The organism is Streptomyces sp. NPDC001744 (assembly GCF_042892575.1).
Taxonomy (GTDB): Bacteria; Actinomycetota; Actinomycetes; order Streptomycetales; family Streptomycetaceae; genus Streptomyces.
In genome coordinates this window covers 87560-99418 of sequence record NZ_JBIAUG010000019.1, presented here as the reverse complement: position 1 = coordinate 99418, position 11859 = coordinate 87560, and the positions used below count along the sequence as shown (strand labels likewise).

General features: G+C 76.3%; 10 protein-coding genes. 6 read left to right on the top strand and 4 right to left on the bottom strand.

Features of this window, described 5'->3' with window-relative positions:
- The first annotated feature begins 34 nt into the window (after positions 1–34).
- The 6 genes from ACFYZY_RS22285 (at position 35) to ACFYZY_RS22260 (ending at position 6710) form a co-directional block, all read left to right on the top strand.
- Entirely contained in the window at positions 35–1156 is a 1122-nt protein-coding gene (locus ACFYZY_RS22285; protein ID WP_388696832.1) for an aliphatic sulfonate ABC transporter substrate-binding protein, read from the top strand.
- A gap of 37 nt (positions 1157–1193) precedes the next feature.
- Entirely contained in the window at positions 1194–2012 is an 819-nt protein-coding gene (locus ACFYZY_RS22280; RefSeq protein WP_388696829.1) for an ABC transporter ATP-binding protein, read from the top strand.
- The gene (locus ACFYZY_RS22275; RefSeq protein ID WP_388696826.1) at positions 1999–2886 is read left to right on the top strand and encodes an ABC transporter permease; all 888 of its coding nucleotides are present in this window, start codon (positions 1999–2001) and stop codon (positions 2884–2886) included. The genes ACFYZY_RS22280 and ACFYZY_RS22275 overlap by 14 nt, the downstream gene beginning before the upstream one ends.
- A 14-nt stretch (positions 2887–2900) precedes the next feature.
- Entirely contained in the window at positions 2901–3656 is a 756-nt protein-coding gene (locus ACFYZY_RS22270; RefSeq protein WP_388696969.1) for a sirohydrochlorin chelatase, read from the top strand.
- Between the two features lie 287 nt (positions 3657–3943).
- Complete coding sequence (locus ACFYZY_RS22265; RefSeq protein ID WP_388696824.1) at positions 3944–5158, top strand: lycopene cyclase family protein; 1215 nt, start codon at positions 3944–3946, stop codon at positions 5156–5158.
- Positions 5145–6710, top strand: a complete 1566-nt coding sequence (locus ACFYZY_RS22260) for an FAD-dependent oxidoreductase (protein ID WP_388696822.1) — start codon at positions 5145–5147, stop codon at positions 6708–6710. Before ACFYZY_RS22265 ends, ACFYZY_RS22260 begins: the two co-directional genes overlap by 14 nt.
- Before the next feature lie 78 nt (positions 6711–6788).
- Here the strand turns inward: ACFYZY_RS22260 and ACFYZY_RS22255 are convergent, their stop codons facing one another.
- The 4 genes from ACFYZY_RS22255 to ACFYZY_RS22240 are packed head-to-tail and all read right to left on the bottom strand — an operon-like array spanning position 6789 to position 11810.
- On the bottom strand, positions 6789–7796 hold the full coding sequence (locus ACFYZY_RS22255) for a DUF5914 domain-containing protein (RefSeq protein WP_388696820.1): 1008 nt from the start codon (positions 7794–7796) through the stop codon (positions 6789–6791).
- Positions 7793–8827, bottom strand: a complete 1035-nt coding sequence (locus ACFYZY_RS22250) for a phytoene/squalene synthase family protein (protein WP_388696817.1) — start codon at positions 8825–8827, stop codon at positions 7793–7795. The genes ACFYZY_RS22255 and ACFYZY_RS22250 overlap by 4 nt, the downstream gene beginning before the upstream one ends.
- Positions 8824–10389, bottom strand: a complete 1566-nt coding sequence (crtI, locus tag ACFYZY_RS22245) for a phytoene desaturase family protein (protein ID WP_388696815.1) — start codon at positions 10387–10389, stop codon at positions 8824–8826. Before crtI ends, ACFYZY_RS22250 begins: the two co-directional genes overlap by 4 nt.
- The gene (locus ACFYZY_RS22240; protein WP_388696812.1) at positions 10386–11810 is read right to left on the bottom strand and encodes a polyprenyl synthetase family protein; all 1425 of its coding nucleotides are present in this window, start codon (positions 11808–11810) and stop codon (positions 10386–10388) included. Before ACFYZY_RS22240 ends, crtI begins: the two co-directional genes overlap by 4 nt.
- Between the last annotated feature and the right edge of the window lie 49 nt (positions 11811–11859).

Here is an 11859-nt window from a genome sequence, read left to right as displayed (position 1 = left end):
CTTCGCAGAAGCTGAATCGAGGGGAACACTTCCCGTGCCTGCCACCACCCGTACCACCCTGCGCCGCGGCCTGGCCGCCGTCGCCGCCCTGCCCCTGCTGATCGGCGCGCTCGCCTCCTGCGGCTACGGCTCCGGGGCCGAGAAGGACGACTCGCCGGAGAAGGCCGCGGCCCCGGCCGGCGCGAAGAAGCTCTCCGCCCCCGAGGTCCGGCTCGGGTACTTCCCCAACCTGACGCACGCCACCGCGCTGGTCGGCGTCCAGGACGGACTGATCCAGCGGGAGCTGGGCGGCACGGTCCTGAAGCCCCAGACCTTCAACGCCGGTCCCTCCGAGATCGAGGCGCTCAACGGCGGCTCCCTCGACATCGGCTTCATCGGCCCCTCGCCCTCCATCAACGCCTACGTCAAGTCCAAGGGCAAGAACCTGCGGATCGTCTCCGGTTCCGCCTCCGGCGGCGTGAAGCTGGTCGTGGACCCGAAGAAGATCAAGACCCTGGACGACGTCAAGGGCAAGCGGATCGCCACCCCGCAGAAGGGCAACACGCAGGACGTCGCGCTCCTCAACTGGATCTCCGGAAAGGGCTGGAAGGTCGACCCGGAGTCCGGCAAGGGCGACGTCTCGGTCGTCCGCACGGACAACAAGGTCACCCCGGACGCCTTCAAGTCCGGCTCGATCGACGGCGCGTGGGTGCCCGAGCCGACCGCCTCCAAGCTGGTCTCCCAGGGCGGATCCGTCCTCCTGGACGAGACCTCCCTGTGGCCCGACAAGAAGTTCGTGATCACGAACGTCATCGTGTCGCAGAAGTTCCTCACGGAGCACCCGGACGTCGTCGAGGCCGTGCTGAGGGGGACGGTGAAGACCAACGCGTGGATCAACGCCAACCCGGACAAGGCGAAGGCGTCGGCCAACGCGGCGCTGAAGGCGGAGACCGGCAAGCCCCTGGCTCCCAAGGTCATCGACCCGGCGTGGCCCAGCATCGCGATCACCGACGACCCGCTGGCCGCGACGCTGAGGACCCAGTCCGAGTGGGCGGTCCGGGCCGGGCTCATCGAGCAGCCCGACCTGGCCGGCATCTACGACCTGACGCTCCTCAACAAGGTGCTGAAGGCCGCCGGCCGGCCCGGGGTCTCCGACGCCGGCCTCGGCGCCAAGTAACCGCCGGCCCATCCACGCACCCCAGGAGGTGACGACCATGGCCACGACACTCGCCAAGGCCCCCGAGGGCACCGCGGCGGAGCACACGCACGCCGCCCGGATCGAGCACGTCTCGAAGTCCTTCCCCGGCCCGGCCGGTGCCCAGCTCGTCCTGGACGACGTCAGTCTCGACGTCGCGCCCGGCGAGTTCGTCACCCTCCTGGGGGCATCGGGGTGCGGCAAGTCCACCCTGCTGAACCTGGTGGCCGGACTCGACCGGCCGTCCCAGGGGTCCATCACGACCCCGGGCGGCCGGCCGGCCCTGATGTTCCAGGAGCACGCCCTCTTCCCGTGGCTGACCGCGGGCAAGAACATCGAGCTGGCCCTGCGGCTGCGCGGGGTGCCCCGGGCCGAACGCGGGCCGGAGGCCGAACGGCTGCTCGAACTGGTGCGGCTCGGCGGCGCGTACGGCAAGCGGGTGCACGAGCTGTCCGGCGGCATGCGCCAGCGGGTGGCCCTGGCCCGCGCCCTGGCCCAGGACAGCCGGCTGCTCCTGATGGACGAGCCGTTCGCGGCCCTCGACGCCATCACCCGCGACGTGCTGCACGGCGAGCTGACCCGGGTCTGGGAGACCGCGAACAGCGGCGGTTCCGCCACGGGCGGCCTCTCCGTCCTCTTCGTCACCCACAACGTGCGCGAGGCCGTGCGCCTCGCCCAGCGCGTGGTCCTGCTCTCCTCCCGGCCCGGCCGGGTGGCCGCCGAGTGGACCGTGGACATCCCGCAGCCGCGCCGCGTCGAGGACGCGGACGTGGCCGAGCTGTCCGTCGAGATCACCGAACACCTGCGTGGGGAGATCCGCCGCCATGGCCAGCACTGACACCGCCGCCGCGGCGAAGCGGGACGACCTCGCCGGCCTGGAGGCCGGACTGGACGCCCTGGACGCGGTCGAGGTCCGCCGCACCCCGGTGCGCGAGGTCCTCGTCAGGAAGGTCCTCCCGCCCGTCCTGGCCGTCACCCTGGTCCTCGCCGTCTGGCAGGTCCTCGTCTCCGCCGGGATCACCGAGGAGGCCAAGCTGCCCGCGCCGTCCGCGGTGTGGGACGGCCTGGCCGACATGTGGCTCCGGGGCACCCTCTTCGAGGTGATCTGGACCAGCGTGTCGCGGGGTCTGGCCGGCTTCCTGCTCGCCCTCGCCATCGGCACCCCGCTGGGCCTGCTCGTGGCCCGGGTGAGGTTCGTGCGCGCCGCGATCGGCCCGATCCTCTCCGGTCTGCAGTCGCTGCCCTCGGTGGCGTGGGTGCCGCCGGCCGTGCTCTGGTTCGGCCTGAACGACGCGATGATGTACACGGTGATCCTCCTGGGCGCCGTCCCCTCCGTCGCCAACGGCCTGGTCTCGGGCGTCGACCAGATCTCGCCGCTGTTCCTGCGGGCCGGCCGCACCATGGGCGCCACCGGTCTGAAGGGCACCCGGCACGTGGTGCTCCCGGCGGCGCTGCCCGGGTACCTGGCGGGCCTGAAGCAGGGCTGGGCGTTCTCCTGGCGCTCGCTGATGGCCGCCGAGATCATCGCCTCCTCCCCCGACCTGGGCCTGGGCCTGGGCCAGTTGCTGGAGAACGGCCGCAACAACATCGACCTGCCCGGCGTGTTCCTGGCGATCCTGCTGATCCTGGTCGTCGGCATCGCGATCGACCTGCTGATCTTCAGCCCGCTGGAGCGGTGGGTGCTCCGCAGCCGCGGCCTGCTGGCGAAGTGAACCCCGAGCGAACCGTGAACCGCCCCGTCCTCCTCGTGATCGCCCACGGCAGCCGCGACCCGCGGCACGCGGCCACCGTCCGGGCGCTGGTGCGCCGGGCGGGCGCGCTGCGGCCGGGGCTGCGCGCGGAGACGGCGTTCCTGGACTTCGACCCGCCGTCGGTGACGGCGGTCCTCGGCGGGCTCGCCACCGAAGGAGTACGGGACGTGGTGGCGCTGCCGCTCCTCCTGACCAGGGCCTTCCACGCGAAGACGGACGTGCCGGCCGTCCTGCGGCAGGCCCCTCCGTCGCTGCGGACGCACCGGGCGGAGGTCCTGGGGCCGTCGCCGCTGCTGGTCGCGGCGGTGGAACGGCGGCTGTACGAGGCCGGGCTCGCGCCCGGCGACAAGAGCGCGACCGGGGTCGTCCTGGCCTCGGCGGGCTCCACCGACCCGGAGGCGATCGCGGCGATCGCGGAAACGGCGCGGGAGCTGCGGCGCACCGGTTGGCGCTCCGTGCGGCCCGCGTTCGCCTCCGCCGTGACCGCCGGGGGCCCTCCGCGCACCGGGGACGCCGTACGGGCCCTGCGTGCCGAGCCGGGCGTCCGGCGGGTGGCGGTCGCCCCGTACGTGATCGCGCCGGGACGCCTCCCGGACCGGATCGCCGCCGGGGCGGCGGGGGCGGACGTCCTGGCCGACGTCCTCGGCCCCTCCCCCGAGCTGGCCCGGCTGCTCCTGGAGCGGTACGACGGAGCCGTACGGGCCGCCGGGCGGGTGGCGGCGGCCGTCTGATCCGGATGGAGGGCCGGGGCGCCGCGCGGGGGCCCGACCCCCGACCGGCACCGCCTTCCCCCCGACACCGCTCTTCCCTCCGCGTCCTCTCCCCCGTCTCCATCTCCCTCCCCCCTGTCTCCTCCTTCCTCCCGGTGACGTGCCGCATCCGGTACCCGGGGCTGGGCCGAATGCAGTACGGCGGGACGGGTCGTCCCGCGATCCCGGGTAGGTCCACCGCGACCCCTGCCGGGGAGTCGTACCGGGGCCCTCCCGGGGAGACGTGAGAAAGGTGGTGACGCGCGACCATGGCCGCCGGCACCGACGTGATCGTCATCGGGGCCGGCGCGGCCGGCCTCTCCCTCGCCTGGCGTCTCCTCGCCCCTCCGGAGGGCGTTCCCGCTCCCCGCGTCACCCTGGTCGAGGCGCCGCCGGGTCCCCTGCGTCCCCCGGAGCGCACCTGGTGCTTCTGGGAGGCCGGGCCCGGTCCGTACGAGCCGTTCCTGACGAGGAGCTGGGACAGGCTCCGCGTACGGGCTCCCGACGGTTCCGGTCCGGTGCGTCCCCTCGGCGGCCTGCGGTACAAGATGCTCCGCTCCGACGCCTTCGAGCGGGGGCTGCGGGCGCGGCTGGCCGGGCTGCACAGGGTCGAGGCCACCGTCGAGGAGGTCGCCGACGGGCCGGACGGCGCCGCCGTGACCTGCCGGGGTGCCGACGGCACCGTCGCCCGGCTCCACGCGGCGTGGGTCTTCGACTCCCGTCCGCCCGCCGTGCGTCCCCCCGCCCGCACCGCCCTGCTCCAGCACTTCCGGGGCTGGTTCGTCCGGGCCGACGCACCGGTGTTCACGCCGGACGTGGTCGAACTGATGGACTTCCGCACGCCCCAGCCCGCGCACGGCCTCTCCTTCGGGTACGTCCTCCCCACCACCCCGTACGAAGCGCTCGTCGAGTACACCGAGTTCGGCCGGGCCCCGCTGGCGTCCGCCGCCTACGACCGGGCCCTGGCCCGCTACACCGGGGACGTCCTGCGGCTCGGTTCCTTCCGGGTCCTCGCCACCGAGCAGGGGGCCATCCCGATGAGCGACGGCCGGTACCCCCGCCGGGCCGGCCGGCACGTCTTCCGCGTCGGGGCGGCCGGCGGCGCCGTCCGGCCCTCCACCGGGTACGCCTTCGCGGCGATCCAGCGCCAGTCCCGGGCCGTCGCGGACGCCCTGCACCACGGCCGGTGCCCGGTCCCCCCGCCCGCGCACTCCGCCCGGGCGCTCGCGATGGACGCCGTCCTGCTGCGCGGCCTCGACACGGGACGCCTCGACGGGCCCGCCTTCTTCGCGCGGCTCTTCGCGCACGTCCCCTGCGAACGCCTGCTCCGCTTCCTGGACGGTGCCACCGGCCCGGCCGAGGAGTTCTCCGTCGGACTCCGCACGCCCGTCCCCGCCATGCTGCGCACGGCGGTCGAACTCCCCCTACTTCCCCGGCGCACCAGGCCGGAACGGCACGAGGAGCCCATCGATGACCAGCCGTGAACGCCGCTCCGCCCCGGCCGCGCGCCGGGGGCGCGACCGCAGGGCCGCCGTCGTCCCCGCCCACCGGGGGCGGGCGGCGGCGGGCCGGGACGCACCGCGCTGCGCCGTCGTCGGCGGCGGCATCGCGGGCCTGGCCGCCGCGACCGTCCTGGCGGAGCGCGGGGTCCGCGTGACCCTGTACGAGCGCGAGGCGTCGCTCGGCGGCCGGCTCGCCGGGTGGCCGGTCGAGCTCGCGGACGGTTCCTCCGTGACGATGAGCCGGGGCTTCCACGCCTTCTTCCGCCAGTACTACAACCTGCGCGGACTGCTCCGGCGTACCGATCCGGGGCTCGAACGGCTCCGGCCGCTGCCCGACTACCCCCTGCGCCACAGCTCCGGTCTGTACGACGGTTTCGCGCGCGTCCCCCGCACGCCGCCCTGGAGCGCCGTGGGCTTCGCCGCGCTCAGCCCCAGTTTCGGCCTGCGGGACCTCGTACGGATGAACCCCCGTGCGGCGCTGCCGCTCCTGGACGTCGGCCTGCCCGGGGTCCACCGCCGGTACGACGGGATCAGCGCCCGTGAACTGCTCGACCGGATCCGCTTCCCCGAGCGCGCCCGGCACCTCGCCTTCGAGGTGTTCTCGCGGAGCTTCTTCGCCGACCCCGGGGACCTCTCGGCGGCCGAACTCGCCCTGATGTTCCACATCTACTTCCTGGGCTCCTCCGAGGGACTCCTCTTCGACGTGCCCGACGAGCCCTATCCGCAGGCCCTGTGGGACCCCCTCGCCCGCTACCTCGAAGGGCACGGCGCCGACATCCGCACCGGCTCCCCCGTCAGCCACGTCGAGGCCGCGCCGGGCGGTGGCCACCTCGTCCACGGCCCGGCCGGGGCGGAACGCGCCGACGCGCTCGTCCTCGCCCTCGACACCGGGGGGCTGCGGGCCGTCGCGGCGGCCTCGCCCGCGCTGTGCGACGAGGCGTGGCGCTCCCGGGTCGCCGGGCTCCGTACGGCTCCGCCCTTCCTCGTCACCCGGCTCTGGCTCGACCGTCCCGTGGCCCCGGACCGTCCCGGGTTCCTCGGGACCGGCGGGTACGGCCCCCTGGACAACATCAGCGTCCTCGGCGCGTGGGAGGGCGAGGCCGCCCGCTGGGCCGCGAAGACCGGCGGTTCCGTGGTCGAACTCCACGCCTACGCGGCGGACCCGGTCGCCGGTCCGGGCCCGGTCGCGCGGGAGGTGGTCGAACAGCTCCGCCGCGTCTACCCCGAGACGGCGGCCGCGCGGATCGTGGACCGGCGCGACGAGTGGCGGCAGGACTGCCCGCTCTTCGCGGTCGGCGGCCACGCCGGACGGCCCGGGGTCGGCACCCCCGACCCCACCGTCACCGTCGCCGGCGACCTGGTCCGCACCGACCTCCCGGTGGCCCTGATGGAACGGGCCGCCACCACGGGCTTCCTCGCGGCCAACGCGCACCTGCGGCGCTGGGGCCTGCGGGGACAGACGCTGTGGACGGTGCCCCGGCGGGGCCGGTCGGCCCTCCTGAGGGGGCTGGCCCGCGCGTACGGGGAGTACTGAGCACCCCGGCCCCGGTCCCGCCCGCGCCGGGGCCGGTCACGGGGCGTCCCGGCCGGGGCGCGCCGTGACCGGCCGCCCTCAGCCGGGGAAGTCCCCCCTGGCCCGCAGGGCCCACCGCCGTTCCGCGTAGGCCAGGTCGTCGCGCCACAGGCGGCCCGCCGTCGCCCGCATCGCCGGACGCAGCAGCGGCGCCGCCAGGCGGACGACGGAGAACCCCCGGCGGTCCGAGTCGGCGAGGACGGCCTCCACCACGGCGGTGCGCGGACGCGGCGCCCCCGGGGGCGTCAGGGGCGTCGCGTGCGTCTCGACCACCGAGCCCGTCCCCTCCCCCGCCACGATCCGCATGACGACCGTCCTGGGGCCGGGCGCGGTGAACACGGCCCGGACCGGCACCACGACGCGCCCGGCCACCTTGAACGACACGTCCACCACCAGCTCGTCGTCCTCGTCCGTGGGGGTCCGCACCACGTCCAGGTCGACGAACGAGTAGGGGTGGAGCCACGCCCCGTGCCAGGGGTCGAGCCGGTTGGCGACGACGTCCTCCGGCTCGCACGTCCCCACGCCCGTGCAGACCGCGTCCACCGCCCCGGCCGCCGGAGGCCGTCCGGGCACGGGGGGCCGTTCCGTCGGGGGCTCGCCGCCCGCGCGGTCCAGCCTGACCCACAGCAGCACCCCGTCGTCGTGCGCGGGCCACGGCGACCAGCCCGCGAAGGGGCCGCCGTCCAGGGCGAGTCCGTGCCAGTGGCAGATCAGCGTCCCGCACCGCACGGCGCTGTCCTTCAGGGGCGCCCCCAGGTGCGGGCAGGCGCCCGGCCCCGCGTGGGGCCGCCCCTCCCGGTCGCGCCACAGGACGATCTCGGTGCCCGCCACGGTCCGCCCGAGCGGCCTGCCGTCCGCCAGGTCGCGGCTGCCGCCGACGACGTACCAGTTGCCCGAGGGCCGCTGCCCGGCACGGGCCAGCGCCCCGGCGATCAGCGCCGGGGAGGCCTCGCGCCACGTGGGCCGCTGCCGCTCCCACGGGACGGCGTCCCGGCGCAGCCGCAGCGGTACCAGGGACCGGCGCCCGGGTCCCTTCCGGACGCTCACCTCGGATCGCCTCCCGCCGTGCGGTCCAGGTCCGTCCCGCTCCGCGCCGGGGCGCTCCGTCCCCCGGCCGGGGCGTCCACCGGGAGCGGGACGGCGCGGCGCGGCAGGGTGCGGGCGGCGAGGGCGCCCACCAGGCCGCGCGCCGCGACGGACGCCCTGCGGCGGCGGCCGACGACCGCCCTGCGGTGCACCACCGCGTACCCGTCCCGCTCGATGGCGCCCAGGATGTCGCCGTACAGCACGAAGGCGGCACGCACGCACGGCACCGAGACGGGGGCGAGGCGGGCGATGCCCGGCTCCGCCTCGCGGTAGACGTCCCTGGTCAGCGCGGCGGCGGCCTTCAGGGCGGCGGTGATCCGCGCGTCCCGGGCCCCGGTGAGCCTGCTCCACATCAGCAGGTCGGCGTCGGCCCCGTGCGCGGCGAGCAGGTCGGCGGGGAGGTAGACGCGGCCCCGGTCCAGGTCCTCCCCGACGTCCCGGAGGAAGTTGGTGAGCTGGAACGCCCGTCCGAGCGCCGCCGCGTACGGCTCCGCCTCCGCGCGGGGGACGGCGGTGCCCAGGACGGGGACCATCTGGAGCCCGATGACGGCGGCGGAGCCGTGCATGTAGGCGCGCAGGTCGGCGTACGTGGCGTACCGCCGGACCGTCAGGTCGCTGCGCATCGACGCCAGGAAGTCGGAGAAGTGGCGGGCGGGGATGGCGTACCGGGCACGGGTGTCGGCCGCGGCGAGGACCACCGGTTCCCGGACCCGGCCGCCCCGGAGGGCGGTCCGCCACTGCTCCTCCAGTCTCCCCAGCGCGGCGGAGCGCTGTTCCGTCGTCGCGCCCGGCCCCAGGTCGTCCACGATGTCGTCGGCGCGCCGCGCGAAGCCGTACAGGGCGTGCACGGCGGCCCGCCGGTCGACGGGGAGCAGCCGGGTGGCCAGGAAGTACGTCTTGCCGTGCCGCGCGTTCAGCCTCCGGCAGACGGTGTACGCGGCCCGCAGGCGCGGGTCGGTGATGCCCGCCGCGTCCAGTTCCCGGGCCGTCACCGCGCCGCTCCGTCCACGCGGGCGCGCGCGGGGGCGCGGCCCGTTCCCGTCGAAGGCGCCGCGGGTCTCCCGCCGCCCCCGGTCCGGCCGCCGGTGACGCGCGCGGCGGCGAGCTTCCCGGAGAGCAGGACCGTCGGGACCCCCACGCCGGGCGTGGTGCCGCAGCCGGCCAGGACGGCGTTGGCGGTGCCGCGCACGAGGTTGCGCGGCCGGAAGGGGCCCGTCTGCGCGAAGGTGTGGGCGGCGGAGAAGGGGGTGCCGGCCGCGTGGCCCAGGGCCGTCCAGTCCGCCGGTGTCACCAGGGTCTCCTCCTCGATCGACGCGCCGAGGCCGTCGAGTCCCCGGCGTTCGAGTTCGCGGACGAGCGCGTCGCGGTAGCGCGGGCCGAGTTCGCCCCAGTGGGCGGCGTCCGGGCCGGTCCGGGTGTTCGGGCACGGCGCGAGGACGTAGTGCAGGTGGCGGCCGGGCGGCGCGAGGGACGGATCGGTGGCCGTGGGCCGGGTGATCAGCAGCGAGGGGTCGCTCATCAGGCGCCCCCGGTTGATCAGTTCGTCGAACGTGCCCTCCCACGCCGCGCCGAAGGAGAGGGTGTGGTGGGCCAGCCGGTCCCACGTCCGGTCCGTCCCCACGTGGAGCACGACCGCGCTCGGGGAGTGCCGCAGCCGGACGGGGCGCCGGGGGGCGCGCCCGAGGAGGCCGTGGGCGACGGGCAGGTCGGGGGTGAGGACCACCGCGTCGCAGGGGATCCGGTCGTGTCCGGTGACCACGGCGGTGATCCGCTCGCCCCGGCGTTCGAGCGCGGTGACCGGTTCGCCGTACCGGACCGTGCCGCCGGCCCGGGTCACCGCGTCCGCCATGGCCGCCGGTACGGCGTGCATCCCGCCGCGCGGGAAGTACACCCCGGCGACCGTGTCCATGTAGGAGATCACCGCGTAGGCGGCCAGCGCCCGCGAGGGCGCCACCCCCGCGTACAGGGCCTGGAAGGAGAAGACGCGCCGCAGCCGTTCGTCCGTCAGGAACCGTGCCACGGCGCCGTCGAGCCGCCCGAAGCCGCCGAGGGCGGCGAGCCGCGCGAGGTCGGGATGGAGGAGTCGCAGGGGGGAGTCGAAGTTGGTGTCGATGAAGCGACGCATCTGCACCGCGTACAGCTCCTCCAGCCACCGGCGCAGCCTCCGGTACCCCTCGGCCTCGCGGGGGCCGGCGAAGGCGGTGATCTCCGCCTCCATGGCGCCGGGTTCGGTGTGCACGTCGAGACGGGTGCCGTCGGCGAACAGCGCCCGGTAGGCCGGGTGGAGGGGGACGAGTTCGACCCGTTCGCGCAGGGAGTCCCCCACGGCCCGGAAGGCTTCGTCCAGGATGTCGGGCATGGTGAGGACGGTCGGGCCGGTGTCCGTCCGGTAGCCCCCGAGGTCGCGCCGGCCGGCCCGCCCGCCCGGGAGCGGGTCGCGCTCGACGACGGTCACCCGGCGTCCGGCGCCGAGGAGGTGGAGGGCGGCGGCGAGCCCGGCGAGGCCCGCGCCCACCACGACGACGTGGTCCGTGGGTCCCGCGACGGTCCTCAACGGGCCTCTCCCGTCAGGACCGGCACGGGGCCGCCGGCGGCGGGGGCGGGGGCACCGGTGGGTGGGGGGCCGCCGGTGGAGGCGGGGCCGCCTGCGGAGGCAGGGCGGCCGGTGGACGAGGAATCGCCGGCGGGGGCAGGGCGGCCGGCGGAGGCAGGGCCGCCGACGGACGAGGAGCCGCCGGCAGGTGAGGGGTCCAGTCCGCACGCCCTCCTGAAGAGCGCGCCGATCCTGTCCGCCGCCTCCGGCGAGAGCCCGGTGCGCGCCACCGCCTCCGCGCCCCGGCCGCACAGCTCCTCGATCCGCCGGGCGACCCGGTCCCGGGCCCCGCACGTGACGAGCAGGTCGAGGACCCGGCGCACGTCCTCCTCGGTCGCACGGGGTCCGGCGCCCCGGGCCCCGGGGGCGGGCGGACCGGCCGGAGGGGCCCCGTCCGCACGGAGGCCGTCCGGAAGGGACCCCTCCGGTCCGAAGCCGTCCGATCCGGAACCGGCGGCGCGCGCACCGGCCCTGCCGGGCCCTCCGGTGATCCTCTCCAGGAGGTCGAGGCCCGCGCGGTCCCCCAGTTCGGCGCACCGCTCCCCGGCGACGGCCAGGAGGTACGTCGCCCTGCCCTCCCGGATGTCCTCCCCGGCCGGCTTCCCCGTGGCCGCGGGGTCGCCGAAGGCCCCCCGCACGTCGTCGTACAGCTGGAAGGCGAGCCCCGCGGACCTTCCCGCCTCCCGGAGCCGACGGGCCGTGTCCCCGGGCGCGCCCGCCAGCGTCGCCCCCAGGACCAGGGGGTGGCCCACCGAGTACAGCGCCGTCTTCAGGACGGCCGTGCGCTCCGCCCGTCCGGCCGAGCGGTCGCCCGTGGCCCGGGACCGCAGGTCGAGGTACTGGCCCGCCACCATCTCCGTGCGCATCGCCCGCCAGACGGCGGCCGCCCGGGCCGCCGGGGGCCGTCCGCCGACGGACTCGGCGAAGACGTCGTCGGCCCAGGCCAGGGCCAGGTCGCCGGCCAGGACGGCGGCGGCGGCGCCGAACGTGCCGCAGGGCAGTTCGCGCGCCCGCGTACCGAACCGCGCGTCCAGCCCGACGTGCACGGCGGGCCGCCCCCTGCGCAGGGGCGAGCCGTCCATCACGTCGTCGTGGATCAGCGCGCACGTCTGGACGAGTTCGAGCGCCGCCGCGACGCCCAGGGCGGACGGCGTCTCGGCGGCTCCGCCGCCGCAGCCGCGCATCGCCCACCACAGGAACTCGGCGCGCAGCCGACGGCCTCCCGTCAGCGCGAAGTCCGCCACCCGGCCGGCGATGTCGGCCGCGAATTCCGGGTCGACGGCCGGCGCCTCCTCCGTACGCCGTCCGAGCACGGCCGCGAGGTGCGCCTCGACGGCGGCCGGCACGTCGTGGTCGACTTGGAGCGGATCGGGTACGCGCATGGGGTCATCCCTCGCTGGGGGGCGGCATCGCTTCGGGCTTCACCGGTCA

Coding starts and splice junctions, on each gene's coding strand:
- ACFYZY_RS22280 (WP_388696829.1), top strand. CDS start 1,194: ATGGCCACGACACTCGCCAAGGCCCCCGAGGGCACCGCGGCGGAGCAC.
- ACFYZY_RS22275 (WP_388696826.1), top strand. CDS start 1,999: ATGGCCAGCACTGACACCGCCGCCGCGGCGAAGCGGGACGACCTCGCC.
- ACFYZY_RS22265 (WP_388696824.1), top strand. CDS start 3,944: ATGGCCGCCGGCACCGACGTGATCGTCATCGGGGCCGGCGCGGCCGGC.
- ACFYZY_RS22260 (WP_388696822.1), top strand. CDS start 5,145: ATGACCAGCCGTGAACGCCGCTCCGCCCCGGCCGCGCGCCGGGGGCGC.
- ACFYZY_RS22240 (WP_388696812.1), bottom strand. CDS start 11,810: ATGCGCGTACCCGATCCGCTCCAAGTCGACCACGACGTGCCGGCCGCC.